The organism is Chromobacterium sp. ASV23 (assembly GCF_016428945.1).
Taxonomy (GTDB): domain Bacteria; phylum Pseudomonadota; class Gammaproteobacteria; order Burkholderiales; family Chromobacteriaceae; genus Chromobacterium; species Chromobacterium sinusclupearum.
Genome location: NZ_JAELTR010000010.1, coordinates 33350 through 59537 on the forward strand (window position 1 = coordinate 33350; position 26188 = coordinate 59537).

At 64.2% G+C, this 26188-nt stretch carries 23 protein-coding genes; 17 read left to right on the forward strand and 6 right to left on the reverse strand.

What is annotated here, in order from left to right; genetic code table 11:
• Positions 1 to 28: 28 nt before the first annotated feature.
• Together pfkB and ptsP are read right to left on the reverse strand one after the other, a co-directional pair.
• Complete coding sequence (gene pfkB / locus JHD59_RS06635; protein ID WP_199153645.1) at positions 29 to 985, reverse strand: 1-phosphofructokinase; 957 nt, start codon at positions 983 to 985, stop codon at positions 29 to 31.
• Entirely contained in the window at positions 982 to 3483 is a 2502-nt protein-coding gene (gene ptsP / locus JHD59_RS06640) for a phosphoenolpyruvate--protein phosphotransferase (RefSeq protein WP_199153646.1), read from the reverse strand. The genes pfkB and ptsP overlap by 4 nt, the downstream gene beginning before the upstream one ends.
• 191 nt (positions 3484 to 3674) lie before the next feature.
• On the opposite strand from ptsP, the gene JHD59_RS06645 reads away from it, so the two are divergent.
• The gene (locus JHD59_RS06645) at positions 3675 to 4661 is read left to right on the forward strand and encodes a LacI family DNA-binding transcriptional regulator (RefSeq protein ID WP_199153648.1); all 987 of its coding nucleotides are present in this window, start codon (positions 3675 to 3677) and stop codon (positions 4659 to 4661) included.
• A gap of 3 nt (positions 4662 to 4664) precedes the next feature.
• Here the strand turns inward: JHD59_RS06645 and JHD59_RS06650 are convergent, their stop codons facing one another.
• The 3 genes from JHD59_RS06650 to aroA all read right to left on the reverse strand — a co-directional run bounded on the left by JHD59_RS06650 (position 4665) and on the right by aroA (position 7076).
• Positions 4665 to 5210 (reverse strand): cytochrome b, encoded by a 546-nt coding sequence (locus tag JHD59_RS06650; protein WP_199153650.1) that lies wholly within the window; start codon positions 5208 to 5210, stop codon positions 4665 to 4667.
• Between the two features lie 83 nt (positions 5211 to 5293).
• The gene (locus JHD59_RS06655) at positions 5294 to 5722 is read right to left on the reverse strand and encodes a nucleoside triphosphate pyrophosphohydrolase family protein (protein WP_199153652.1); all 429 of its coding nucleotides are present in this window, start codon (positions 5720 to 5722) and stop codon (positions 5294 to 5296) included.
• 64 nt (positions 5723 to 5786) lie between these two features.
• Positions 5787 to 7076: a 3-phosphoshikimate 1-carboxyvinyltransferase gene (gene aroA, locus JHD59_RS06660; RefSeq protein ID WP_199153653.1), complete on the reverse strand. Its 1290-nt coding sequence runs from the start codon at positions 7074 to 7076 to the stop codon at positions 5787 to 5789.
• A gap of 192 nt (positions 7077 to 7268) precedes the next feature.
• Between aroA and cmk the strand changes: the two genes are divergently transcribed.
• The 10 genes from cmk to rfaD all read left to right on the forward strand — a co-directional run bounded on the left by cmk (position 7269) and on the right by rfaD (position 16455).
• On the forward strand, positions 7269 to 7937 hold the full coding sequence (cmk, locus tag JHD59_RS06665) for a (d)CMP kinase (protein ID WP_103316904.1): 669 nt from the start codon (positions 7269 to 7271) through the stop codon (positions 7935 to 7937).
• Between the two features lie 95 nt (positions 7938 to 8032).
• Positions 8033 to 9724, forward strand: a complete 1692-nt coding sequence (rpsA, locus tag JHD59_RS06670; protein ID WP_103316903.1) for a 30S ribosomal protein S1 — start codon at positions 8033 to 8035, stop codon at positions 9722 to 9724.
• A 7-nt stretch (positions 9725 to 9731) separates the two neighbouring features.
• On the forward strand, positions 9732 to 10046 hold the full coding sequence (locus JHD59_RS06675; protein WP_103316901.1) for an integration host factor subunit beta: 315 nt from the start codon (positions 9732 to 9734) through the stop codon (positions 10044 to 10046).
• 130 nt (positions 10047 to 10176) lie between these two features.
• A complete protein-coding gene (locus JHD59_RS06680) occupies positions 10177 to 10470 on the forward strand; it encodes a lipopolysaccharide assembly LapA domain-containing protein (protein ID WP_103317006.1) in 294 nt (97 codons plus the stop codon).
• A gap of 56 nt (positions 10471 to 10526) precedes the next feature.
• Positions 10527 to 11684, forward strand: coding sequence for a lipopolysaccharide assembly protein LapB (gene lapB, locus JHD59_RS06685; RefSeq protein WP_199153655.1), 1158 nt, complete (start codon positions 10527 to 10529; stop codon positions 11682 to 11684).
• Positions 11685 to 11753: 69 nt separating this feature from the next.
• Positions 11754 to 12491, forward strand: a complete 738-nt coding sequence (gene pyrF / locus JHD59_RS06690) for an orotidine-5'-phosphate decarboxylase (protein ID WP_103316897.1) — start codon at positions 11754 to 11756, stop codon at positions 12489 to 12491.
• Positions 12488 to 13807 carry a UDP-glucose/GDP-mannose dehydrogenase family protein gene (locus JHD59_RS06695; protein WP_103316895.1) on the forward strand — a complete coding sequence of 440 codons (1320 nt, stop codon included), beginning with the start codon at positions 12488 to 12490 and terminating at the stop codon, positions 13805 to 13807. Before pyrF ends, JHD59_RS06695 begins: the two co-directional genes overlap by 4 nt.
• 11 nt (positions 13808 to 13818) lie before the next feature.
• Positions 13819 to 14781: a D-glycero-beta-D-manno-heptose-7-phosphate kinase gene (rfaE1, locus tag JHD59_RS06700; RefSeq protein WP_071108408.1), complete on the forward strand. Its 963-nt coding sequence runs from the start codon at positions 13819 to 13821 to the stop codon at positions 14779 to 14781.
• A 30-nt stretch (positions 14782 to 14811) separates the two neighbouring features.
• Positions 14812 to 15402, forward strand: coding sequence for a DUF924 family protein (locus tag JHD59_RS06705; RefSeq protein ID WP_199153656.1), 591 nt, complete (start codon positions 14812 to 14814; stop codon positions 15400 to 15402).
• A 51-nt stretch (positions 15403 to 15453) separates the two neighbouring features.
• A complete protein-coding gene (gene rfaD / locus JHD59_RS06710) occupies positions 15454 to 16455 on the forward strand; it encodes an ADP-glyceromanno-heptose 6-epimerase (protein ID WP_103317833.1) in 1002 nt (333 codons plus the stop codon).
• Between the two features lie 56 nt (positions 16456 to 16511).
• Here the strand turns inward: rfaD and JHD59_RS06715 are convergent, their stop codons facing one another.
• Complete coding sequence (locus JHD59_RS06715) at positions 16512 to 17282, reverse strand: FCD domain-containing protein (protein ID WP_199153658.1); 771 nt, start codon at positions 17280 to 17282, stop codon at positions 16512 to 16514.
• A gap of 130 nt (positions 17283 to 17412) precedes the next feature.
• On the opposite strand from JHD59_RS06715, the gene JHD59_RS06720 reads away from it, so the two are divergent.
• The 6 genes from JHD59_RS06720 (at position 17413) to JHD59_RS06745 (ending at position 26072) form a co-directional block, all read left to right on the forward strand.
• Positions 17413 to 18366 (forward strand): chemotaxis protein, encoded by a 954-nt coding sequence (locus JHD59_RS06720; protein ID WP_043622451.1) that lies wholly within the window; start codon positions 17413 to 17415, stop codon positions 18364 to 18366.
• Positions 18367 to 18600: 234 nt separating this feature from the next.
• Complete coding sequence (locus JHD59_RS06725) at positions 18601 to 19344, forward strand: (Fe-S)-binding protein (RefSeq protein ID WP_199153659.1); 744 nt, start codon at positions 18601 to 18603, stop codon at positions 19342 to 19344.
• Entirely contained in the window at positions 19341 to 20036 is a 696-nt protein-coding gene (locus JHD59_RS06730) for a lactate utilization protein (RefSeq protein ID WP_199153664.1), read from the forward strand. Before JHD59_RS06725 ends, JHD59_RS06730 begins: the two co-directional genes overlap by 4 nt.
• Positions 20036 to 21493, forward strand: a complete 1458-nt coding sequence (locus tag JHD59_RS06735; protein WP_199153666.1) for a LutB/LldF family L-lactate oxidation iron-sulfur protein — start codon at positions 20036 to 20038, stop codon at positions 21491 to 21493. Before JHD59_RS06730 ends, JHD59_RS06735 begins: the two co-directional genes overlap by 1 nt.
• Positions 21490 to 24309, forward strand: a complete 2820-nt coding sequence (locus JHD59_RS06740; protein ID WP_199153667.1) for an FAD-binding and (Fe-S)-binding domain-containing protein — start codon at positions 21490 to 21492, stop codon at positions 24307 to 24309. Before JHD59_RS06735 ends, JHD59_RS06740 begins: the two co-directional genes overlap by 4 nt.
• Before the next feature lie 128 nt (positions 24310 to 24437).
• Positions 24438 to 26072 (forward strand): lactate permease LctP family transporter, encoded by a 1635-nt coding sequence (locus JHD59_RS06745; RefSeq protein WP_199153669.1) that lies wholly within the window; start codon positions 24438 to 24440, stop codon positions 26070 to 26072.
• The last annotated feature ends 116 nt before the right edge of the window (positions 26073 to 26188 follow it).

Sequence of the window (26188 nt, forward strand, 5' to 3'; positions counted from 1 at the left end):
GTCTCTCCCCTTTATCGATAGGGCGGCCTCAGGCCGCCTCGAGCTTTTTCAGGCTGACGGCGGCGGCCAGCGCTTGGATATGTTGCGGCGGCGGCAGGTGAGGGCCGACGCGTTGCAGTTTGGCGGCGGCGAAGGCTACCGCCAGCCGCAGGCTGTCTTCCGCGCCCAGCGCCTGATGGCGAGCGGCGGCGAGGCCGGCGACCAAGGCGTCGCCGGCGCCGACCGTGCTCAAGGGACGCTGCGGCGGCAGACTGGCCAGCAGTGTCTGTTGGCCGTCTATCAACAGGGCGCCTTGTTCGCCCAGCGACACGATGACGCGATCGATGCCAAGTTTTTGCAAGGCCTGGGCGCACTGCGCGACGTCGTTCAGCGTGGGCAGTTCGCGGCCTGCCCATTGCTCCAGTTCCTCGCGGTTTGGTTTGATGCAGTCCGGCAGCGCTGGCGGCGGATTGGCTAAGGCGGCCGCCAGCGCCGGACCGCTGCTGTCCAGCAATACCCAGGCGCCTTGCCGCTTCAGTTGGCGGCACAGCCTCGCCCAGGCGTCGGCAGGCAGGCCGGGCGGCAGGCTGCCGGCCAAGATGGCGATTTCGCCGGCGGCAATATGGTCCAAGCCGGCCGCCAGCGCCTGCAGGTCGGCCTCGCCGGTTGCGGGGCCGGGCAGGTTGATGTCGGTGGTGTCGCCGCGGCTCAGGTCGGCCAGCTTGATATTGGTGCGCGTCGCGCCGGCCACGCGCAGCATGCGGTCGTCTATGCGCTTGTCGGCGAATAGCTGTTCGAACGGCGCGGCGTTGTCGCGGCCGAGCAGGCCGTGGGCGCAGGCGCGCAGCCCCCAGTCGGCCAGGCAGCTGGCCACATTGACCCCCTTGCCGCCGGCGTTGACCGAGGCGGCGCGCGCCAGGTTGACGGCGCCTATGTTCAAGGCGTCCAGCGTGACGGTCTGATCCAGCGCCGGGTTGGCGGTGATGGTATGAAGAGCGCCGCTCATGCCAGCGTCTCCAGCAATTGCCGCACTTCGTCGGCGCTGTCGCAGGCCAGGGCCTGCTCGGCCAGGTCCTGCAGCCGGACGTAGTGGTGGCGGCGCAGCATGGCTTTGACGGCGGCGATATCGTGCGGACTCATCGATAGCTCGTTGACGCCCAGGCCGGTCAGCACGGCCGCGCCCAGCGGATCGCCGGCGATGCCGCCGCACACACCCACCCAGCGGCCGTGCGCCGCGGCGCCCTGCACGGTCTGGCGGATCAGCCGCAATACGGCCGGGTGCAGGCTGTCGGCCTCGGCCGCCAGTTCCGGATGCTGGCGGTCCATGGCCAGCGCGTATTGAGTCAGATCATTGGTGCCGATGGAGAAGAAATCGACGTAGGGCGCCAGTTGGTCGGCCAGCAGGGCGGCGGCCGGCACTTCCACCATGATGCCGATGGGCACTTGCGGCGCGTCCAGCTCCTTGCGCAGGCTCTCGCAGATGCCTTTGAGGCGGGTGATCTCCTTCAGCGAGCTGATCATCGGGAACATGATGGACAGCGGCTTGCCGTTTTTGGCGGCGCGGTACAGCGCGCGCAGTTGCGGCTCCAGCAGCTCGCGGCGCGACAGCAGCAGCCGCGCGCCGCGCATGCCGAGGAAGGGGTTGTCCTCGCGCGGCAGGTTCAGATACGGCACCTGCTTGTCGCCGCCTATGTCCAGCGCGCGGACGATCAGCGGCCGGCCTTGCAGCGCCAGTTGCATCGCCTGGTAGGTTTGCAGCTGTTCTTCCTCATTGGGCGCGGAGTCGCGCTCCAGGAACAGGAACTCGGTGCGCATCAGGCCCACGCCTTCGGCGCCGGCTTCCAGCGCGGCGGCAGTCTGATCCGGCCGATTGATATTGGCGGCGATCTCGATGCGCTTGCCGTCGGCGGTTTGGCCTGGCTGCTGTCGTTCCGCCTGCTGTTTTTCGCGCGCTTCGCGCTGCTGTTGCTGCCAGGCCCGGGCGGAGGCGAGATCGGCTTCGCCTGGGTTCAGGTACAGCCGGCCGCTATCGCCGTCCAGGATGGCCGGGCTGCCGTCGGCCACGTCCAACAAGGCCGGCCCGGCGGCGACTAAGGCAGGCAGGCCCAGCGTGCGCGCCAGGATGGCGGTGTGGGCGGTGGGGCCGCCGTGGGCGGTGGCTAGGCCCTTGATGCGGGACAGGTCCAGGCTGGCGGTGTCCGACGGCGCCAGATCGGCGGCCAGCAGCAGGGTATCCGCGCCGAATTCGGCGGGCGCGTGGCCTTGCAGCGATGGGTCAAGCTGGAACAGCACGCGGCGGCCGACGTCGCGCAAGTCTGCGGCGCGTGCCGCCAGCAGTGGGTTGCCCAGCGCGGATATTTTTTCGGCCAATCGTTCCACCGCCTGGTGCCAGGCCCATTCCACGCCGTGGCCGGCCACCATCAACTGGCAGCTCAGGGTGATCAGATCGGTGTCGTTCAGCAGCTCGGACTGGGCGCGGAAGATGCCTGCCTCGGCCGCGCCCAGCGTGGCCTGAGTGGCGTCTGCCAGTTGCGACAGCTGGCGCCGGGTGGCGGCCAATGCCTCGTGCAGCCGGTCGCCGCCTTCTGCCAGGCTGATCGGGCGATCCGGCACTTGCAGCAGCTGGCTGGCCAGGACGCGCACGGTGCCGATGGCGAGGCCAGGGCTGGCGGCGATGCCGGGCAGCGAGATCAATTGTCCCGCGGGCTGCCAGCCGGCGCGCGGGCGCTGCGCCGCTGCGCGTTGGGCGGCGATGGCGGCGGCGGTCTGCTCCGACAAGCTGGCTTCGCGCATCGCCCGCAACAATTGGCGCACGCCGTCTTCAGCCTGCGGACCGCGGCCGGATACGGCTACCAGATCGCCCTGGCGCAGGCCCAGTTGCAGCAGCGAGATCAGATTCTTGGCGTCGGCCGTGGCGTTGCCGTGGCGCACCTGCAGCTGCGCCGCGCTGCGCCGCGCAGCCTCCACCCATAGCGCGGCCGGGCGGGCGTGCAGGCCGTTGGGGTAGTCCAGCCGCCACTCCTCGCACACGTCCAGATCGTGGGCCTCGGCGTCCGGCGGCAGATTGTCTTCCGGCTGGCGCAGCGCGGCGACCAGGTCGTTGCTGTCCTGCGTGACGAATAGCGGCAGCAGCTTGGCCTCATCCTGCAGCAGCCGGGTCAGCTGGCGCAGCATGGCCAGATGGTCGTCGGAACGGGCGGCGATGGCGCACAGCAGATGCGTGCGCTGGCCGGGGTTCCATTCCAGTCCGTCCGGGATTTGCAGAATGGCGATGCCGGTGCGCAGCACCAGCGCGCGGTCTTCCACCATGCCGTGCGGGATGGCGATGCCATTGCCCAGATAGGTATTGGCCACCGCCTCGCGTCTGAGCAGGCTGTCTAGGTAGTCGGGGGCGATGCAGCCTGCGTCGGCCAGCATCTGGCCGGCCTCGCGGATGGCGGCCTCCTTGCTGGCGGGGCGGCAGCCCAGGCGGATCAGTTGCGGATTGAGCAGGGCGTCGGACACGGTGCGGACCTCATTCTCGGACTCGATATGGCAGGCATTGAAAACGATTACATTCCGACTGTCAATCCAGAGTGTTTGACCTAAGTCTGAAAAATAAAGGGTTTTTGCAAATCCAAGATCATGGCCGACTTGCCAGCGCTTCAGGACTGGTGCAGCATCGCGGCTATCGATTGAAAACGTTTTCTCATGCCATGACTACCAGCATCAAGGATGTGGCCCTGTTGGCCGGCGTATCCGTGGCCACCGTATCGCGCGCGCTGGGCAATGGGCCGGTCAGCCCGGCCTTGCGCGCCAAGGTGGAGGCGGCGGTCGCCCAGTGCGGCTATCGGCCCAATCTTTCCGCGCGCCGTTTGCGCTCGCAGCACACCCGCACCGTCGGCTTGATCGTGTCGGACATCTGCAATCCCTTTTTCACCGCGGTGGGCCGCGCGGTAGAGGATGTGGCCTATCGCGCCGGGATGCGGGTGATTTTGTGCAATACCGACGAGAACCCGGACAAGGAGGCGATGTACCTCAGGCTGATGCAGGAGGAGAGGGTGAGCGGGGTGATTTTCGCCGCCACCCGCGCCACGGCGGATGCGCTGGATACGGCCGAGCTGGGTTTTCCGGTGGTGATGATAGACCGCGCCGGCGCGGCGGCCCGCTGCGACGCGGTGCTGCTGGACAACCGGCTGGCGGCGGCGCAGCTGGTGGAACATCTGCTGGAGCGCGGTTATCGCCGCATCGGCGGCTTGTTCGGCAATACCAGCAGCACCGGAGCGGAGCGCCATGCCGGCTTCGCCGAGGCTCTGCAGCGAGCGGGGCTGCCGGTGGCGGCGCGCTTTGTCGCGCCCAGCGCCGCGGCTGCCCAGGCCGAGCTGGCGGCGTGGTTGCGGGAGGCGGCGCCGCCGGAAGCGCTGGTCGCCAGCAACGGCCTGCTGCTGTTGGGCGCGGCCAAGGCGGTGCGCGCCGCTGGCGTGGCCGTGCCGCAGCGGCTGGCGATGGCCGGTTTCGACAACGATAGCTGGACGGAATTGGCCGAGCCGGGCATGACGGTGATCGAGCAGCCGGTGGAGGAGATCGGCCGAGTGGCGATGGAAATGCTGCTGGAGCGGCTGCGGCAGCCGGAGCGGCCGCCGCGCAAGGTGGTGCTGGCCGGCCGGCTGGTGGCGCGAGGCTCCAGCCTGGCGCGTGCTTGAGCTTCAGCGCAAGGGGCCGATCAGACGGGTGACGGTGTTGTCTTTGACCACGGCATGGTGCCAGACCGCGGCGGCGGCGTGCAGGATGCTCAGCCACAGCAAGACATTGCCCAGCAGTTCATGGATGTTCTTCAATTGCTTGCCCAGGGCTGGGTCCGGCGACAGCAGCTGGGGCAGCGCCAGTCCGAAGAGTGCCACCTCGCGGCCGCCTGCCTGGATGAAGGCGATGCCCAGAATGGGCAGGGCCAGCATCAGCGTGTACAGCGCCCAGTGGCCGGCATGGGCCAGCAGCTTCATCAGGGCGCTCGGAGCGGGGTCGATCGCCGGCGGCGGGTTGCCCAGCCGCCAGGCCAGCCGCGGGATGACCAGCAGCAGGACGATCAGGCCGGCCTGGATGTGGCCGTAGCTCAGGCCGCTGCGGACCGGGTCGCCTTTGGGGAAGTTGCCTTTCAGCTCGATGAAGACCAGCGCGAGTATCACGGCCAGCGCGCACAGCCAGTGCAAGGCGCGGGCGACGCGGCCGTAGCTCAGCTCGGAATTGCGCAGCATGTCGACTCCTGTCTTGGTGGAAGATGGAGTCAGCATAGCGCGCCAATCTTAAGTTGGACTTAATTCAACTCAAATGGGGAGGCTCAGGCTGGGCCGGCTTCGGCGCGCCGGATCACGCCCAGCTTGTCGGCCGGCAGCCAGCCTTCCGGTTTCAGTACTTTGCCGTCGGCGCGGCGCACCACCTTGCCGTCCACGCATTTGCGCAGATTGGCCTCGTGTATCGCCTGGCACATCGCCTCCAGCGGCAGGCCTTGCGACAGCAGCAGTCCGCATACCACATTGAGCACGTCGACCGCCTCGGCGGCCAGCTCGGCGCGGCTGTGTCGCTGCTGTTCGGGCGATTGTTCGGGCAAGCGGCGATAGTCGGCCAACGCCTGGCGCAGCTCGGCCAGCTCTTCATCCAGCATGGCTTGCCACATCGCCAGCTGTTGTGGCTGGAATTCCGGATGGGAGGGGGAGGGGAGGTCGAAGCGCCGCATGAAATCGCGGCGCATCTGGAACAGGTCGCTCATCGATAGACTCCTTTGCAAGGCCTATATTGTGGAGTCTATCGATTTATTCATCAATATATTGTGATTATGGCGCCTGCAGCGCCGCCAGCGCCTCGAAGTAATCGGGGAAGGTCTTGGCCACGCATTTCGGATCGTTGATGATGACGGGCGCGCCCAGGAGCGAGACCAGGGAGAAGCACATCGCCATCCGGTGATCGTCGTAGGTGTCGATCTCGGCGTTCGGCGTCAGCTCGGCCGGCGGCGTGACGCGGATATAGTCCGGGCCTTCTTCCACCACGGCGCCCACCTTGCGCAGCTCGGCAGCCATGGCGGACAGGCGATCGGTTTCTTTCACCCGCCAGCTGGCGATATTGCGCAGCGTGGTGGTGCCGTCGGCGGCCAGCGCGGCCACCGCCAGCGTCATCGCCGCATCCGGAATGTGGTTGCAGTCCAGGTCGATCGCCTTGAGCTTGCCGGCGGCCTGGGCCTCTATCCAGTTGTCGCCGCGCTTGATCGATGCGCCCATCCGCTCCAGCGCTTCGGCGAAGCGCACGTCGCCTTGAATGCTGGACGAGCCGACGCCTTCCACCCGGATGGGGCCGCCCGCCAGCGCGCCTGCCGCCAGAAAGTAGGACGCGCTGGAGGCGTCGCCTTCGACGTAGACCTCGCCCGGCGAGATGTAATGCTGGCCGCCGGCGATGACGAAGCGCTGCCAGCCTTCGCGCTGTACCGTCACTCCAAAGCGCGCCATCAGGTTCAGCGTGATTTCGATGTACGGTTTGGAAATCAGCTCGCCTGCCACTTCGATGACGGCTTGTTCGCCGGTCAGCGGCAGCGCCATGAGCAGGGCGGTGAGAAACTGGCTGGAAACATCGCCCTTGACGCGGATAGGCTCGACGCAGCGCACTGGCGCCGGCTCGATCGCCAGCGGCGGAAAGCCGGGCTGGCCCAGGTACTGGATGCGCGCGCCGGCGGCGTTCAAGGCGTCCACCAGATCGCCGATCGGCCGTTCGTGCATGCGCGGCACGCCGGATAACTGGTAATTGCCGTTCATCAGCGCCAGCGCGGCGGTCAGGGGGCGGAAGGCCGTGCCTGCGTTGCCAAGGAACAGGTCGGCGTTTTTTACCGGGAAGGCGCCGCCGCAGCCGTGCACGCGGAAGTCGCGGCTGTCGCCCTGCTGCTCGATCTTCACGCCCAGCAGCTTCAAGGCCGCCAGCATGTGGCGGATATCGTCCGAATCCAGCAGGTCGCGCACCAGCGTGCTGCCGCCCGACAGCGCCGCCAGCAGCAGCGTGCGGTTGGAAATGCTCTTGGAGCCAGGCAGCTTGATGGCGCCGCAAAGACGGGGGCGTGGAGAAAGATGCAGTTGTTCCATATTCTTTGAAGTTGTGCGCTGTGAACGGTGTGAGGGAACACTGTAACCGCCCGCGCCGGCTGCGCGCAATCATCGGCCGCCATTCCGGCCACTTAACCATTGCCGCTTGCGTTACAATGCGCGGTTTGGCCGTCCGTTCGTTTTGTTTGGCGCGGCGGCTTCATCAAGATTGCACACAGGATTCAGATTGTCATGACAGTTCCGGTGATAACCATCGACGGTCCTTCCGCATCCGGCAAGGGCACGGTGGCGGCTGAGGTTGCCGCGCGCCTCGCATTTCATTACCTCGATTCCGGCTCGCTGTACCGCCTGCTGGCGTTGTTTGCGCGCCGCCATGGCATCGCCTGGGACAATGAAGCGGAACTGGCCGAGGCGGCCATCGCCTTGCCGGTGGAGTTCTCCGATGGCGCGGTGTGGCTGGAAGGCAACGATGCCAGCGCGGATATCCGCGCCGAGGAGATCGGCATCGGCGCCTCGAAGGTGGGCGCGCTGCCCAAGGTGCGCGCCGCGCTATTGCAGCGCCAGCGCGATTTCCGGCTGGAGCCGGGGCTGGTGACCGATGGCCGCGACATGGGATCGGTGGTGTTTCCGGACGCCGCGCTGAAGATTTTTTTGACGGCCAGCGCCGAAGAGCGGGCGCAACGCCGTTATAAGCAGTTGATCGGCAAGGGGGAATCTGCTAATCTCGCACAGATTATGCAAGACATTATCGATCGGGACGCGCGCGATGCCGCCCGGCCGGTAGCGCCTCTGCGCCAGGAGCCGGACGCCTTTTTGCTCGATACTACGGAGCTGACCATAGACCAGGCGGTCGACAAGGTCCTTGTGTGGTTCGAGGAAAGACAGGTTTCCGGCCATTGATTTTTTTAGCGGCCGTTTTTGCTGCAATGCAAAAGCGGCCGTGTGTTCAACCCTAACCCCGCACGCCGTGAGGCGTGCAACCGAGAGTACGCTTGATGACTACCCTCTCCATGGAAAACTTTGCCCAGCTGTTCGAAGAAAGCTTGACCCTGCACGACATGCGCGTGGGCGAAGTGATCACTGCCGAAGTTGTGGCTGTTGATTCCAACTTTGTAACCGTGAACGCCGGCCTGAAGTCCGAATCCCTGATTCCGGCCGAAGAGTTCAAGAACGACCAAGGCGTGGTCGAAGTGGCTATCGGCGACTTCGTCACCGTCGCCATCGACGCGCTGGAAAACGGCTTCGGCGAGACCAAGCTGTCCCGCGAAAAAGCCAAGCGCATGGCCGCCTGGGTTGAGCTGGAAGAAGCCCTGGAAGCTGGCACCATCCTGTCCGGCCTGATCAGCGGCAAGGTCAAGGGCGGTCTGACCGTCATGGTCAACGGCATCCGCGCCTTCCTGCCGGGCTCCCTGGTTGACGTGCGTCCGGTGAAAGACACCACTCCGTACGAAAACAAGCAGATCGAGTTCAAGGTTATCAAGCTGGATCGCAAGCGCAACAACGTCGTGGTTTCCCGCCGCTCCGTGCTGGAAGAAACCCTGGGCGAAGAGCGCAAGGCTCTGCTGGAAACCCTGAAAGAGGGCGCTGTTATCAAGGGTATCGTCAAGAACATCACCGACTACGGTGCGTTCGTTGACCTGGGCGGCATCGATGGCCTGCTGCACATCACCGACCTGGCATGGCGCCGCGTGAAGCACCCGTCCGAAGTTCTGGCCGTGGGCGACGAAGTGGAAGCCAAGGTACTGAAGTTCGACCAAGAGAAGAACCGCGTATCCCTGGGTCTGAAGCAACTGGGCGAAGATCCGTGGGTGGGTCTGTCCCGCCGCTACCCGTCCGGCACCCGTCTGTTCGGCAAGGTGACCAACCTGACCGACTACGGCGCGTTCGTGGAAATCGAACAAGGCATCGAAGGCCTGGTGCACGTGTCCGAAATGGACTGGACCAACAAGAACGTACACCCGTCCAAGGTGGTTCAAGTTGGCGACGAAGTGGAAGTCATGATCCTGGAAATCGACGAAGACCGTCGTCGTATCTCCCTGGGCATGAAGCAGTGCCTGGCCAACCCGTGGAACGAGTTTGCCGACAACTTCCACAAGGGCGACAAGCTGAAGGGCGCGATCAAGTCCATCACCGACTTCGGCGTGTTCGTTGGTCTGCCGGGCGGCATCGACGGCCTGGTTCACCTGTCCGACCTGTCCTGGAACGAAGCTGGCGAAGAAGCCGTGCGCAAGTTCAAGAAGGGTGACGAGGTTGAAGCCGTTGTTCTGTCCATCGACGTGGAAAAAGAACGCATCTCCCTGGGCATCAAGCAACTGGAAGGCGATCCGTTCAACAACTTCGTTGCCATGAACGACAAGGGCGCGCTGGTCAAGGGCACTGTTAAGTCCGTTGACGCCAAGGGTGCCGTTATCGCTCTGGATACCGACGTTGAAGGCTACCTGCGCGCTTCCGAACTGTCCCGCGACCGCGTGGAAGACGCTCGCTCCATCCTGAAGGATGGCGATGCAGTCGAGGCCGTGATCGTTGCCGTGGATCGCAAGTCCCGCAACATCAGCCTGTCCATCAAGGCTAAGGACGCTCAAGAAGACAGCGCCGCTCTGAAGAACCTGTCCGTTGACAGCGCTTCCGCTGGCACCACCAACCTGGGTGCTCTGCTGAAGGCAAAACTGTCCGGTTCTAACGAGTAATCGCGTCATGACCAAATCTGAGCTGATCGCGAGGCTGTCCGAGAGACTCGCCGAGCGCAATTCTCAGTTGGTCTACAAAGATGCTGAGTTGGCCGTCAAGACCATTCTGGACGCGATGGCCAACAACCTGGCGCAGGGTAGCCGGATCGAAATCCGCGGCTTCGGTAGCTTCGACCTGAACTACCGTCCGCCGCGTGTCGGCCGCAACCCCAAGTCGGGCACCAGCGTCTCGGTTCCTGAGAAATACGTGCCTCATTTCAAGGCCGGCAAGGAACTGCGCGAGCGTGTGGATCTTTCCATCGTGGAGCAGACCCAGGTCTGAGCGCAGTTTCCCGGTTTTATGCTGAAAAGCGCCGCATTATGCGGCGCTTTTTTCGTTTTGCGTGTCCGGGCTTGGGTTGTGGCCGGCTATCGTTTAAAATTGCACTCCGGCAAACTCATTGAGCGAATCCATGCGATATTTGTTGCGTATCGTCGAACTGGCGCTGTTGCTGCTGTTGATCGCCGTCACCGTGCAGAACAGCCATGCGGTCGAATTTAAATTGTTCTTCGGCCAATCCTGGTCGGCGCCGCTTATCGTGTTCCTGTTGCTGTTCTTCGTGGCCGGCGCGCTCGTGGGCTTGCTGGCCACCTTCAGCTTCTACCTGAAAACCCGCCGCGAGTTGTCTCAGCTGAAAAAAGAGCTGCGCAACCGCCCGCCTGCCCGCAAGACTGTCAATGACCCCAGCGACGCGCTGGCTGATTGAGCTTGTCCCCCGGGCCGCTCAGCCGGCCTGGATTTCTCATCCCGAAAGGATTGCTGTTGGAACTTGATTTGTGGTGGCTGCTGCTGTTTCCGGCTTTTTTCGGACTCGGCTGGTTTGCGGCGCGCGTCGATATGCGCACCGTGCTGAAACAGGCGAAGTCGGTGCCGATTGCCTATTTCCGCGGTTTGGACGCGCTGGTCGAGGATAAGACCGATGTCGCGGCCCAGGCGCTGGCCGAGGTGGCGCGTCAACAAGGTTCGGCGTTGGAGTTGCAGCATATCCTCGGCAAGTTGTACCGCAAGCGCGGCGAGAATGACCGCGCCATCCGCCTGCATCAGCAGATGCTGGATTCCTCCGACCTGCCCAGCGAGCAGCGCGATCTGGTCCGCAACGAGCTGGCGCAGGACTTCCGCAAAGCCGGTCTGGTCGACCGCGCCGAGGAAATTCTGCTGAAGTTGCTGAACGGCAATATGGCGCTGGCGGCGAGGCGGCAGCTGCTGGACATCTACCAGCAGGACCGTGACTGGAAAAAAGCCATCGAAACCGCGCGCGAACTGCGCAGCGACGCCCACTCGTTCCAGCATGAAGTGGCGCAATTCTATTGCGAGCTGGCCCAGGGCGAGTTGTACCAGTCGCATTACGGCTTGGCCCGTCAGTATGTGGCCGAGGCCATCGCGGCCAACCGCAAATGCGTACGCGCCAGTCTGATTCTCGGCGACATCGAGTTCGCCGAGGGCAATCTCGATGCCGCGATCGCGGCTTGGCAAAGTATAGAGAAACAAAACTATGAATACTTGTCGATGGCCGCCGAGCGGCTGTTCGACGCTTACGAGAAGCAGGGCAGGCCGCTGGAAGGCATCGCATTGCTGCGTGGCTACCAGCGCACGTTCCCGCAGTTGGAACTGACCGATCTGTTGTACCAGAAAATCGCCACCTACGAGGGCGAGGCCAAGGCGCTGGAAGGCGTGCGCGAGGCGGTGCATGCGCGGCCTAGCCTGGCCGGCGTATACCGGATGATAGAAGCGCAGATGGACGAGTTGTCGCCGGAAGGGCGGATGGATGCCGAAGTGGCGCGCGCCTTGCTGCTGAAACACTCGCAGCGGCTCAGCGTGCATCGCTGCAAGTGCTGCAACTTCCGCTCCCGCGCCTTCTTCTGGCATTGCCCGGCCTGCGGCGAGTGGGAAAGCTTTACCGCCAATCGCTCGGAAGCCTGATACAGATTGCAGTGCCGCGCCGTCGGCGGGGACCGACGTGCGCGGAATAGAATAAATTATGGAGCATCGATGAATCCTTTGATTGCAAGCGCGGACGCGCGTGACGTCTCTCCGGTTGTCGTGGCGCTGGACTTCGCCGACGCCGCCGAGGCTTTGGCCTTCGCCAGCCGGCTGGACCCTGCCGAATGCCGCTTGAAAGTGGGCAAGGAATTGTTTACCTCCAGCGGGCGCAGCCTGGTCGAATCGTTGGCGGCGCGCGGGTTTCAAGTTTTTCTGGACATGAAATTCCACGACATTCCCAATACGGTGGCCCAGGCCTGCAAGGCTGCTGCCGATTCCGGCGTATGGATGGTCAATGTCCATGCCTCGGGCGGCCGCCGCATGATGGAGGCCGCGCGCGAAGCGCTGGCGGGCTTCAGCCAGCGCCCGCTGTTGATCGCGGTGACGGTGTTGACCAGCATGGAGGCGTCCGACCTGGCCGAGATCGGCATTGACGCCACGCCGGAGCAGCATGTGCTGCGGCTGGCCACGCTGACCCGCGATTGCGGCCTGGACGGCGTGGTGTGTTCGGCGCAGGAGGCCAAGCTGCTGAAACAGGCGCTGGGGCAAGAGTTCAAACTGGTCACGCCTGGGATTCGGCTGGCCGATGGCGCCAACGACGACCAGCGCCGTGTGATGACGCCGCTGGCGGCCTTGGATGCCGGCTCCGATTACCTAGTGATCGGCCGCGCCATCACCGGCGCGCAAGATCCACTGGCGACGCTGCGTGCCATCAATCAAGATATTTTTCAGGCTAAGAAATCATGAAAATCACTGTCATTGGTTCGGGCTATGTGGGCCTGGTGACTGGCACCTGCCTGGCTGAGACCGGCTATCACGTCTGCTGTCTGGATGTGGACCCGCGCAAGATCGAGATTCTGCAAAACGGCGGCATTCCCATTTTCGAACCCGGTTTGGAAGACATGGTGAAGCGCAATGTCGCGGCCGGTCGCTTGCATTTCACTACCGACGTGGCGGAATCAGTCGCCTTCGGCGACGTCCAGTTCATCGCCGTCGGCACGCCGCCGGACGAGGATGGCTCGGCCGATTTGCAATACGTACTGGCCGCGGCGCGCAGCATCGCCCGCCACATGACGGACTACCGCGTGGTGGTGGACAAGTCCACCGTGCCGGTGGGTACGGCCGACAAGGTGCGAGCCGCCATCGCTGAGGAACTCGCCGCTCGCGGCGCCGATATCCCTTTCAGCGTGGTGTCTAACCCAGAATTCCTGAAGGAAGGCGCGGCAATCGACGACTTCATGCGCCCCGATCGCGTGGTGATCGGCGTTGACGACGAGCGCGCCGCCGAGATCATGCGCCGCCTGTACAAGCCGTTCCAGCGCAACCACGAACGCGTGCTGTTGATGGATGTGCGTTCGGCTGAACTGACCAAGTATGCCGCCAATGCCATGCTGGCCACTCGTATTTCCTTCATGAACGAACTGGCCAATCTGGCGGAAACCATGGGCGCGGATATCGAGCAGGTGCGGCTGGGCATGGGTTCCGACCCGCGCATCGGCTACCACTTCCTGTATCCCGGCGTTGGTTATGGCGGCTCCTGCTTCCCGAAGGACGTCAAGGCGCTGGTGCAGACGGCCAAGGAAAACGGCCACACGCTGCGCGTGCTGACCGCGGTGGAAGAGGCCAACGAGGTGCAGAAGCTGCGCCTGGTGGAAAAAGTCGTCGCGCGTTTCGGCGAAGACTTGTCCGGCCGTCGCTTTGCGCTGTGGGGCCTGGCGTTCAAACCCAATACCGATGATATGCGCGAAGCGCCGAGCCGGGTGGTGGTGGAAGAGTTGAGCCGCCGAGGCGCCAAGGTCACCGCCTTCGATCCGGTGGCTACGCATGAGGCGCAGCGCGTGATGGGCGGCATCGCAGGCCTGTCCTTTGCCGACAATATGATGGGCGCGCTCGATGGCGCGGATGCCTTGCTGATCGTCACCGAGTGGAAGATGTTCCGCGCGCCGGACTTTGATGCGATCAAGCGTAGCTTGAAGCAGCCGCTGATCTTCGACGGACGCAATATGTACGATCCGGCCTGGCTGCGCGAGCAAGGTTTCGATTACCACGCCATCGGCCGCTGAAAGATAGAATCATGGGTGTGATGCAAGATCTGGGGCTGAACGCCGCCATGCTGGCTGAAAAACTGGCGGCGGCCCGCGTATTGGTGGTGGGCGACGTGATGCTGGACCGCTATTGGTTCGGCGATGTATCGCGGATTTCGCCGGAAGCGCCGGTGCCCGTGGCCAAGATCGCGCGCAGCGAGGAGCGTGCCGGCGGTGCGGCCAATGTGGCGCGCAATATCGCCGGGCTGGGCGGCAAGGCCAGCATTCTGTCGGTGGTCGGCGACGACGAGGCGGCCAACGCGCTGGAGGCGCTATTGGTGCGCGATGGCATCGCCACTTCGCTCAAGCGCGACGCCAATATCTCCACCACGGTGAAACTACGGGTGGTAGCGCGACAGCAGCAGCTGATCCGGCTCGACTTTGAAGACGCGCCCAGCCATGAAATCCTGGCCGACAAGCTGCAGGAGTTCGCCGATATCGTGGGCGAACATGATGTGGTCATCCTGTCCGACTATGGCAAGGGCGGCCTGACGCATGTCGAAGAGATGATCCGTCTGGCGCGCGCGGCCGGCAAGCCGGTGCTGATCGACCCCAAAGGCGACGATTACAGCAAGTACGCCGGCGCCACCTTGCTGACGCCGAACCGCAGCGAGTTCCGGCAAGTGGCCGGCAGCTGGCGCGACGAGGACACGTTGACCCGCAAGGCGCAGGATTTGCGCGAAGAGCTGAATCTGGACGCCCTGCTGGTGACGCGCAGCGAGGAAGGCATGACGCTGTTCCGCGCCGAAGGCGCGCTGCACCAGCCGACGTTGGCGCGCGAGGTGTACGATGTGTCCGGCGCCGGCGATACGGTGATCGGCACGCTGGGCCTGGCGCTGGCCGCCGGCTTGACGCTGCCGGTGGCGATGAGCCTGGCCAATGCCGCCGCTGGCGTGGTGGTGGGCAAGCTTGGCACCGCGGTATGCACGCAACAGGAGTTGCTGGCTCTGTAGCGAGTAACTGATGAATCTAAAGAGGCGACGATGGCTAAGTTGACGACGGAGCAGGTCGATGCGGTATTGCAGTTCTGGTTTGGCGGCGTCGACGATGCCAGCCTGAGTACACGCCGCAGCGCGTGGTTCGCCAAGGACGAGGTGTTCGACGCCGCCATTCGCCGCCACTTTTTCGACAACTGGCAGCGCCTGCATGCCGGGGAGCTGGCCATCGACGCTGAAGATGCCCGCGCCGCGCTGGCTTGGCTGATCGTCGCAGACCAGTTTCCGCGCAATTTATTTCGCGGCGAGGGCAGGGCTTTCGCCACCGATGCCAAGGCGCGCGATGGCGCCTGTTTGGCGCTGGAACGGGAGCTGGACAAGCAATTGCCTCCGGTGGCGCGGGTGTTTTTTTATCTGCCGTTCGAGCATAGCGAGGACCTGGCGGACCAGCAGCTGTCTGTCAGGCTGTTTACCGCCTTGGAGCCGCAAGTACCGGATGGCGGCTATTTGGATTACGCGCAACGCCATCATGAGGTGATTGCCGAGTATGGCCGTTTTCCGCATCGCAACGCCGCTTTGGGGCGGACCAGCACGGCGGCGGAGCTGGCGTATCTGTCTCAGCCCGGCGCCGGCTTCTGAACCCATACATTTTCCGGACCTAGTAGTCCGTTGCCGAACAAGGATCAATATATGACTATCGTCGTCACCGGCGCCGCCGGTTTCATCGGTTCCAATCTGGTCAAGGGTTTGAACCAGCGCGGCATTACCGACATCCTTGCCGTGGATAATCTTTCCAGCGGCGACAAATTCCATAATCTGGTCGATTGCGAGGTCAGCCATTACCTCGACAAGCACGAGTTTCTGCACCTGTTGCTGGACGGCGAGTACGAGGGTGAACTGACCGCCATTCTGCATCAGGGCGCGTGCTCCGATACGATGAACCATGACGGCAAGTACATGATGGACAACAACTATCAGTACACGCTGGCCTTGTTCGATTACTGTCAGCACGAGGAAATCCAGTTCCTGTACGCCTCCAGCGCCGCAACCTACGGCAAGGGCACCGTGTTCCAGGAGCAGCGCGAATACGAAGGCCCGCTGAATGTTTACGGCTACTCCAAGTTCCTGTTCGACCAGGTGCTGCGCCGCCGCATCAAGGAAGGTCTGTCCGCCCAGGCCGTAGGGTTCCGCTACTTCAATGTCTACGGCCCGCGCGAGCAGCACAAGGGCCGCATGGCTTCAGTCGCTTTCCATCACTTCAATCAGTACCGCGAGCATGGCAAGGTCAAGTTGTTTGGCGGCTGGGATGGATGGGGCGATGGCATGCAGAGCCGCGATTTCGTTTCGGTCGAGGACGTGGTCAAGGTCAATCTGCACTTCCTGGATCACCCGGAGAAAAGCGGCATCTTCAATCTGGGCAGCGGCCGGTCGCAGCCGTTCAATGATGTGGCCGAGGCCACCGTCAATGCCTGCCGCCGCCACGAGGGCAAGCCGGCGCTGACCTTGGCCGAGATGGTGCAGCAGGGTATCGTCGAATACATCGCGTTCCCGGACGCGTTGAAGGGCAAGTACCAGAGCTTCACCGAGGCTGACATCGCCAAGCTGCGCGAAGCCGGCTATCACGACGCGATGCTGTCGGTCAGCGAGGGCGTCAATCGTTACGTCGATTGGCTGATGAGCCGCCAAGGCTGAGCCGCGCTTGGCGAATTTGGGCCGCGCCGTCGTGAGACGGCGCGGCCTTTTGCATTTCAACGGCCGGAAATGTCCTGCTGCAGCCGCATGCGGGCGCGGGCGTCGCGCTCGGCCAGAATCTGCTGGTTTTGCAGGGTATCGGCGACAAAATCGATATGCCGTTCCGCCGCCAGTTGCGCGGCGTCCGGCTGGCGGTCGCGTATCGCCTGCCAGATGGCCAGGTGTTGCGTGCGCAGCGCCTCGGCCACTTCGCCGACGGCGAACAGATTGGCGATATTGTCCTTCACGTGCCGTTGCAGCATGGCCAGCAGGCTGCCGGACAGGTGGGCGAACAAGACATTGTGCGAAGCCTCGGCCACGGCCTGGTGGAATGCCACGTCGGCCTGCGCCTGCTCGGCCAGGCTGCCGCCGCGATAGGCCTGTTGCAGCCGGTCCACGCAGTGCTGCAGCCGTTCCAGGTCCGCCGTCGTCGCGCGGCTGGCGGCGCAGCGCGCCACCGTGCCTTCCAATACGCGGCGGAACTCCAGTACATCGTCGTGCAATTCCTCGTGCTGGTTCAGCAATGCCTCCCAGGGGTCGGAAAACGCCGTTTCCAGGCGGTCCGTCACCCAGGTGCCGCCGCCCTGGCGGCTGGATAGCAGGCCGCGCGATACCAGCTGTTGTATCGCTTCGCGCAAGGAGGGGCGAGACACGCCGAACTCCTCGGCCAGTTGCCGTTCCGGCGGCAGCCGGTCGCCGGGTTTGAGCACGCCGTCGAGTATGCGTTTTTCCAATTGCTGCACGATCATGTCGGACAGCTTGGGTAGAGTGACTTTCGGATAGGCCATGGCAGGGATGATTGGTCTGACCAGATGGGCCAGCATAACAAATGCCTTATCCATTGTCATGACGGAGAGGGCTATCTAATTTTTGAGATTTGCTATAAAGACCTAGTACTTTTATCAGAGGAATGCCGCCATGTCCGACCTTCTGAAGAAGATTGACGCCCGGACCAAGCTGGCAGGCACCAATAAACTGGAAATCCTGCTGTTTTCGCTAGGCAACGATCAGCGTACCGGGCGCAAGGAAGTGTTCGGCATCAATGTGTTCAAGGTGCGGGAAGTGATGCGCACGCCGGAGATTACTTCGGCGCCGGAAATGCCGGCCTCGGTGGAAGGCATGGTCAGTCTGCGCGGCTCGCTGGTGCCGGTGATCGATCTGGGTAAATACACCGGGATCATGTCGGAGAAGCGGCCGGAAATCATGATCATCACCGAATACAACGGCCATACCCAGGGCTTCCTGGTGGAGACGGTGGACACCATTCTGCGGCTAGATTGGGCGGCGATGCGCGTTCCGCCGGACATGATCACCAACCGCATGGCGGGCTTGGTCACGGCTGTCACCGAGCTGGACAACGGCACGCTGGTGATGATGATGGATGTGGAAAAAGTGCTGGCTGAGACCTGCCTGGTGGACGAGGCACAGAGCTATATCGCCATTGAGCCGGTGAAGGAGGACCGCCATATCTTCTTCGCCGACGACAGCGCGGTGGCGCGCAAGCAGATCGAGCGCACGCTGGAGGCGATGCACATCCGCTATACCTCGGCCATCAACGGCATGCGCGGTTGGGAAGATCTGCAAAAGATGGCGCAGCAGGCGGAGGCGGCCGGCCACAAGCTTAACCAGGTTCTGCACCTGATCCTGACTGATGTGGAAATGCCGGAGATGGACGGCTATATGTTGACCAAGATGATCAAGGACGATGCCCGCTTCGCAGGCATTCCGGTGTTGATGCATTCCTCATTGTCCGGCATGGCCAACAAGAAGCTGGGCGAGTCGGTGGGTGTGGATTCCTATGTCTCCAAGGATGAGCCGCAGAAGCTGGCCAGCAAGCTGCGCGAGATGCTGCTGCTGGATAAGGCGGCGTAGGCTTTCTATCCTGTTTCCAGGCTAACGCCATTCAGCATGGCAGGGCGCGTCAGTCCGACGGCGGCGCGCCCTTATTGCTGCCTCCCCGCATGATTCATCGAGCTTTTCCCGGGCGCCGTCATCATATCAGGCTCGCCATCTCGACAGTCCTCTTGTCATATTGACGAAACCAAGCATTCACTCTAAAGTGGTTTTTATAAGAATAATTGGTCTTACCAATTTACAAAGGAAGCCATGAAGACGCCTGCCGATGTTTATCTGTTCGGCACCTGTCTGCTCGACCTGTTCCTGCCGGAGGCTGGCCTGGATGCCATCGCTCTGCTGGAAAGGTTGAGCGTGCGGGTGCATTTCCCTCAAGCCCAGAGCTGCTGCGGTCAGCCGGCCTATACCAGCGGCCATCCTAAGGAAGCGCTGGCGGTGGCGCGCGCGCAATTGTCCTGCTTCCCGGAGGACTGGCCCATCGTGGTGCCGTCCGGCTCTTGCGGCGGCATGATCAAACACCACTGGCCTCGCCTGTTCGCCGGGGAGCCGGACGAAGTGCAGGCTTGCGACATCGCGGCGCGGGTAGTGGAATTTTCCGATTTCCTGCTGAACCACCTCGACTGGCAGCCGCAGGACCAGGGCGCGCCGGTCAAGGTGGCGGTGCATACCTCCTGTTCGGCGCGGCGCGAGATGGGTGTGCACAAGACCTGCTGGGCATTGGTGGACCGCTTGCAGAATGTCGAGCGCGTGGTGCACGACCACGAATCCGAATGCTGCGGCTTCGGCGGCACTTTCTCCATCAAGCATCCGGACATCGCCGGCGCGATGGTGGCGGACAAGGCGCAAGCGCTTGAGGGCAGCGGCGTGGTGGAGTTTGTCACCGCCGATGGCGGTTGCCTATTGAATATCAACGGCAAGCTGGGGCAGTGCGGCAGCGGATTCAAGGGCCGGCATCTGGCCAGCTTCCTGCTGGAGCGCACCGGAGGCAAGCGATGAGCGCCCGGGCTTCCATCTTGCAGAAGTTGCGCGCCGCGCCACGGCAGGCGCTTTCGCGCCCGGATCTGGCCGGCCATTTCCAGCGCTTTGCCAGCCAGGACGATGAAATCGCCCGCTTGTGCCATTGGGCGGCGATGATGCGCGCGGTGAAAACCGACATTCTGTGGACGCGCGAGGCCGAGTGGGACGCCGCCTTGCTGGATTGGCTGGCGGCGCATCCGCAGCCCTCCATTGTCTTGTCCGACACCGCGCATGGGCGGCGGCTGGCGCAGCGCCTGGAGAGCGTCCATAACGCGCCGCGCATCGTCTGGTTCGACCATGAGGTGGATGGCTGGAAGGCGGAGCTGTTCGACATCGCCGCCGGCTTCACCGCCGCGCGCTGCGGCATAGCCGCCACCGGCACGCTGGCGCTGTGGCCGGACGAGGCCGAGCCGCGCACCATGAGCCTGGTGCCGCCCTTGCACATCGCCTTGTTCGACGCCGCCACGCTGTACCCGGATTTTTATTCCGCGATGACGGCCGAGCGCTGGTCTGACGGCATGCCTACCAATGCCTTGCTGATTTCCGGCCCCTCCAAAACCGCCGACATCCAACAAACCTTGGCTTACGGCGCGCACGGCCCGCGCGAGTTGCTGGTGCTGGCGCTGCTGCCGCCGCACATCGCCATCCATGACGTGGAAGGAGAGGCGTGATGAGCGAGCACAAGATCACCATCTATCCTTCCCGCGCCTTCAAGGACAACGCCAAACTGGCGCTGACGGATGGCAAGCTGCGGCAAAGCCTGCGCGGCGCGATGGATTTCCTGATGGCCAAGCGGCTGTCAGCATTTCCCGACGAGGCCGAACTGGCCGCCCTGCGCACCTTGGGTGAGGGCATACGCCAGCGTTGCCTGTCCAAGCTGCCGGATTTGCTGGAGCAGCTGGAGGAAAAACTCATCGCCAACGGCGTCCGGGTGCATTGGGCGGAAACGCCGGATGAGGCCAATCGCATCATCCACGGCATCGTCGCCGCCCGGAACGGCAAGCTGATGGTGAAGGGCAAGTCCATGGTCAGCGAGGAGATCGAGCTGAACCATTACCTGGCTGAGCAGGGCGTGGAGGCGGTGGAGAGCGATATGGGCGAGTACATCGTCCAGCTGGCCGGCGAGAAGCCCACCCACATCATCATGCCGGCCATCCACAAAACCAAGCAGGACATCGCCCAGTTGTTCCACGAGCAGCTGCCGGACACGCCTTACACCGAGGACGTGGACGCCTTGATCCAGATCGGCCGCCGCGTGTTGCGGCAGAAGTATCTGGACGCGGACGTCGGCCTGTCCGGTGTCAATTTCGCCGTGGCCGAAACCGGCACCCTGTGCCTGGTGGAGAACGAGGGCAATGGCCGCATGTGCACCACGGTGCCGGATGTGCACATCGCCATCACCGGCATCGAGAAGGTCGTGGAAAAGTTGGAGGATGTGGCGCCGCTGTACAGCCTGCTTACCCGTTCCGCCATCGGCCAGCCCATCACCACCTACTTCAATATGATCAGCGGCCCGCGCAAGCCGGGCGAGAAGGACGGCCCGCGCGAGGTGCATCTGGTGCTGCTGGACAACGGCCGCAGCCAAGCCTACGCCGACGAGCAGTTACGCAAGACGCTGCAATGCATACGCTGCGGCGCTTGCATGAACCATTGCCCGGTCTACACCCGCATCGGCGGCCACGCCTACGGCACCACCTATCCGGGGCCGATAGGCGAGATCATCTCGCCGCATCTGATGGGGCTGGACAACACCCGCGACCTGCCGACGGCGTCCAGCCTGTGCGGCGCTTGCGGCGAGGTGTGCCCGGTGCGGATTCCGATTCCGGAAATGCTGATGCGGCTGCGCGAGGAAAGCCAGCGCCCGGCGCATGAGCGGGTGGCGCATCCCTTGCGCGGCCAGGGGGCGGCGGCCAGCACGGCGGAGCGCATGGCCTGGAAGGGCTGGCGGCTGGTCCATGCCTCGTCCAATCTATACCGGCTATTCGGCTGGACGGCCACGCGCTTGCGCAAGCACGCGCCCAAAAACCAGCTGGGCTGGACGCAGAACCACCTGCCGCTGACGCCGGCGCCCAAGACGCTGCATGAGCTGGTGCGCGAGCGCGAGGCGAAGCAGGGAGGCAAAGCATGACCCCAGCCCATGCCGTTTTTTTGGCGGACTTGCGTCGCGTCATGCCGGACAAGCGCATCTATACCGATCCGCTATCCACGCTGGCCTATGGCACCGATGCCAGCTTCTACCGACTGCGGCCGCAGATTGTCGCCCGGGTGGAAAACGAGGACGAGGTGGCCGAGCTGCTGCGGCTGGCCAGGTTGCGCCACGTTGCCGTCACCTTCCGCGCCGCCGGCACCAGCCTCTCCGGCCAGGCCGTCAGCGATTCGGTGCTGGTTTTGCTGGGCGATGGTTTCAATCGCGGCGAGGTGCTGGACGGCGGCGAACGCATCCGCCTGGGGCCGGGCATGATAGGCGCGCACGCCAACGCCATGCTGGCGCCGTATGGGCGCAAGATCGGCCCCGATCCGGCGTCGATCAACACCGCCAAGATAGGCGGCATCGCCGCCAACAACTCCAGCGGCATGTGCTGCGGCACCCGTGACAACAGCTACCACACCCTGCAGGCGCTGCGGGTGCGCTTGCTGGATGGCGGCGCGCTGGACACGGCAGATCCGGCCAGCGTGGCGGCGTTCCGCGAGTCGCACGCTGGCTTGCTGGACGGCTTGGCGCAGCTGTCGCGCGAGCTGGCCGGCGATGCCGAGCTGGCCGAGCAGGTGCGCCGCAAGTACCGGCTGAAGAACACCACCGGCTACGGCATCAACGCGCTGTTGGATTTTGCTGATCCGGTGGACATGCTGGCGCATTTGATGATCGGCTCCGAAGGCACGCTGGGCTTCATCTCCGAGATCACCTTCAACACGGTGGTCGAGCATCCGCACAAGGCGTCGGCGCTGGTGTGGTTCGATGAGCTGGATTCCTGCTGCCGCGCCGTATCGGCCTTGAGCGCTGTGCGCGATGCCTCCGGCGTATCGGCGGTGGAACTGATAGACAGCCGCAGCATCCGCGCGGTGCAGGGCAAGCCGGGACTGCCGGATTTCCTGTATCAGCCGGTGGGGCCGGACAGCGCCTGCCTGTTGATCGAGCTACGGGCGGAGAGCGAGGTCCGACTGAACGAATGCTCGGCCCAGATCGAAACGCTGCTGGCTGGCTTCCGGCCCAAAGTCTCCAGCGGCTTCAGCCGCGACGCGCGCGAGTGCGAAACCTACTGGGCCTTGCGCAAGGGCCTGTTCCCGGCGGTGGGCGCGGCGCGCCCGGTGGGAACCACGGTAGTGATCGAGGATGTGGCCTTTCCGATACCCCAACTGGCCGATGGAGTGGCCAAGCTGACCGCGCTGTTCGACAAGCACGGCTACAGCGAAGCGCTGCTGTTCGGCCATGCGCTGGATGGCAATCTGCACTTCGTGTTCGCGCCCGGTTTTGAAAGCCCGGCCGAAGTAAGCCGCTACGACGCGTTTATGCAGGATGTCAGCGATCTGGTGGCCGGCGAGTACGACGGCTCCTTGAAGGCCGAACACGGCACCGGCCGCAATGTCGCGCCGTTTGTGCGCCAGGAGTGGGGCGACGCCGCCTGGCACATCATGCGCCGCATCAAGGCGCTGTTCGATCCGCAAGGCCTGCTCAATCCCGGCGTGATCATCACCGACAACGACCGGCTGCACCTGGAAAACCTGAAGCCGATGCCGGCGGCGGACGAGCTGGTGGACCGCTGCACCGAATGCGGCTTCTGCGAGCCGGCCTGCCCGTCGCACGGGCTGACGCTGAGCCCGCGCCAGCGCATCGTCGCCTGGCGGCGCATCCGCCAGTTGGAGCGCGACGGCGGCGGCGCGGCCGAGCTGGCGGCTTTGACGGCTGGCTACCGCTACCGCGCCATCGATACCTGCGCCGCCACCGGCATGTGCGCCACACGCTGCCCGGTGGGCATCAATACCGGCCTGCTGATGAAAAAGCTGCAAGGCCCAAGCAAGCGTCCCGCCTTGGCCGGCTTCGCCGCGCGGCATATGGGCTGGATGACGGCGGCGGCGCGGGCCGGTTTGAGGCTGGCGCACGGCTTGGGAGCGCAGCGGCTGCATGACATGACCCGACGCCCGCCGGGCGAGCGCAAGGTCATCCCCTTGGTTCCGGCTAGTTTGCCGCGCGCCGCCGCGCCGCTGCCGAAGCTGGGCGGCGAGGGCGAGCCAGTGGTGCTGTTCGTCAGCTGCGTCAACCGAACGCTGGCCGAGGGCGAGGGCGGCGAGTCCGTCGCCGCGCATACGATCAATCTGCTGCGCCGCGCCGGTTTCGCGCCCATCTATCCGCCCGGCTATGACGGACTGTGCTGCGGCCAGCCTTTCGCCTCGGCCAATGCGGCGGATGCCTTGGCCGTCAGCCAGGCCTCGCTGAATGAGGCGCTGCTGCAGGCCAGCAGTCAAGGCCGCCACCCGGTGTATCTCGACAACAGCCCGTGCGCGGCGCGTGTCAAGCAGGCGCAGGCCGAAGGCTTGCTGGATGCCCGCTTGCAGCTGTTCGATGCAGCGAGCTTCCTGGCTGAGAAGGTTCTGCCCAGGTTGGAAATAGCGCAGCGGCTGCCGCAATTGGCCTTGCACATCCCTTGCAGCGCCACCGCCATGGGCGCGGCCGGCAGCTTGAAACAACTGGCCGCCAGCTGCTGCGATCAATTGACGGTGCCTGACATCGCCTGCTGCGGCTTCGCCGGCGACAAAGGCTTCACCGTGCCGGAACTGAACGCCCACAGCCTGAGGAGATTGAAACCCGCTTTGCCGGATGCCTGCCGCCATGGCGTGTCGATGAGCCGAACCTGCCAGATCGGCCTGACTGAGCACGGCGGCATCCCGTACCGCAGCATCGAGGCGCTGCTGGATTTCTGCACCACCCCAAACAGCGGTCCGTCATGAAGACCGTCTTTTCAACGCTGATGTAAACCCAAGAAACGCAAGCCAGCCTCTAGCATGCCGCCGCGCGCCCAGCCCGTCGGCAGGGGAGCGGCTGCGCCTGCGAAACCAGGAATGAGGAGAAGCCACCCATGCAAGCAATCTGGACGCAACACTATTTCCCATCCGGCAGCCTCGCGCTGTCGGCGCTGATGGCGGCGCTGCCCATCGTCTTTTTCTTTGTCGCCTTGGCCGTGCTGCGGATGAAGGGCCATGTGGCCGGCACGATTACGGTGCTGATCGCGCTGGCGGTGGCGATCTTGTTTTACGGCATGCCGGCGCAGATGGCGCTGGCGGCGGCGGCATTCGGTTTCGGCTACGGCCTGTGGCCGATCGCCTGGATCATCGTCGCCGCGGTGTTTCTGTACAAGATCACGGTCAAGACCGGGCAGTTCGACATCATCCGCGCCTCGGTGCTGTCGGTGACCGAGGACCAGCGGCTGCAGATGCTGCTGGTGGGCTTCTCGTTTGGCGCTTTTTTAGAGGGGGCGGCCGGTTTCGGCGCGCCGGTGGCCATCACCGCCGCGCTGCTGGTGGGGTTGGGCTTCAATCCGCTATATGCGGCCGGGCTGTGCCTGATCGCCAACACCGCGCCGGTGGCCTTCGGCGCGATGGGCATCCCCATCATCGTGGCTGGGCAAGTGACGGGTCTGGACCCTTTCCTGATCGGCGCCAAGGCCGGCCATCAGCTGCCCATCCTGTCGGTGATCGTGCCGTTCTGGCTGGTCATGATGATGGACGGCCTCAAGGGCGTGCGCCAGACCTGGCCGGCGATTCTGGTGGCCGGGGTGTCGTTCGCCGTCACCCAGTTTTTCACTTCCAATTACATCGGGCCGGAGCTGCCGGACATCACCTCGGCCCTGGTCAGCCTTGTGTGCCTGACGCTGTTCCTGAAGGTGTGGCAGCCGAGCGAGATCTTCACTTTCAGCGGCCGCCGCGCGCCGACGGCCCGCCTGGCCAGCGGTTTCAGCCTGCCGCAGATCGTCCGCGCCTGGAGCCCGTTTTTGATCCTGACCGCGCTGGTGACAGTGTGGAGCGTCAAGCCGTTCAAGGCTTTGTTCGGCAAGGGCGGCGCGCTGGAGGGGTGGGTGTGGAAGCTGCATGTGCCGGGGCTGGACAAGCTGGTGCTCAAGACTGCGCCCATCGTCGCGCATGACACGCCGTACGAGGCCTTGTACAAGTTCGATATCGTCTCCGCCGTCGGCAGCGCCATCTTCCTGGCCGCGCTGCTGTCCATGGCCCTGCTGAAGTTCCGCCCGGCCGACGGCGCGCGCGCCTTTGCAGAGACGCTGGCCGAGCTGCGCCGGCCGATTCTGTCCATCGGCATGGTGCTGGCCTTCGCCTTCGTCGCCAATTATTCCGGCATGTCCAGCACGCTGGCCTTGTGCCTGGCCAATACCGGGCAGGCTTTCCCGTTTTTCTCGCCATTCCTGGGCTGGCTGGGCGTGTTCCTGACCGGCTCCGACACCTCGTCCAATGCGCTGTTCTCGGCCTTGCAAGCTGCCACCGCGCACCAGTTGGGCGTGTCGGACGTGCTGTTGGTGGCGGCCAACACCACCGGCGGCGTCACCGGCAAGATGATTTCGCCGCAGTCCATCGCCGTGGCGTGCGCGGCGGTGGGGCTGATAGGCAAGGAGGCGGACCTGTTCCGCTTCACGCTGAAGCACAGCCTGATTTTCTGCAGCTTCGTCGGCGTGCTGACCTGGCTGATGGCGTATATGGCTTGAGTGGGGTGCCCGTAGCCTGATGCGGTTTTGCTGAGTTTGGTGACGGAACGTAGCTTCTCCCTGAACGTGTTTGCGATCTCGCGAGCAAGAGCGAGTGTTTGTTTCTCGTAGGCCAA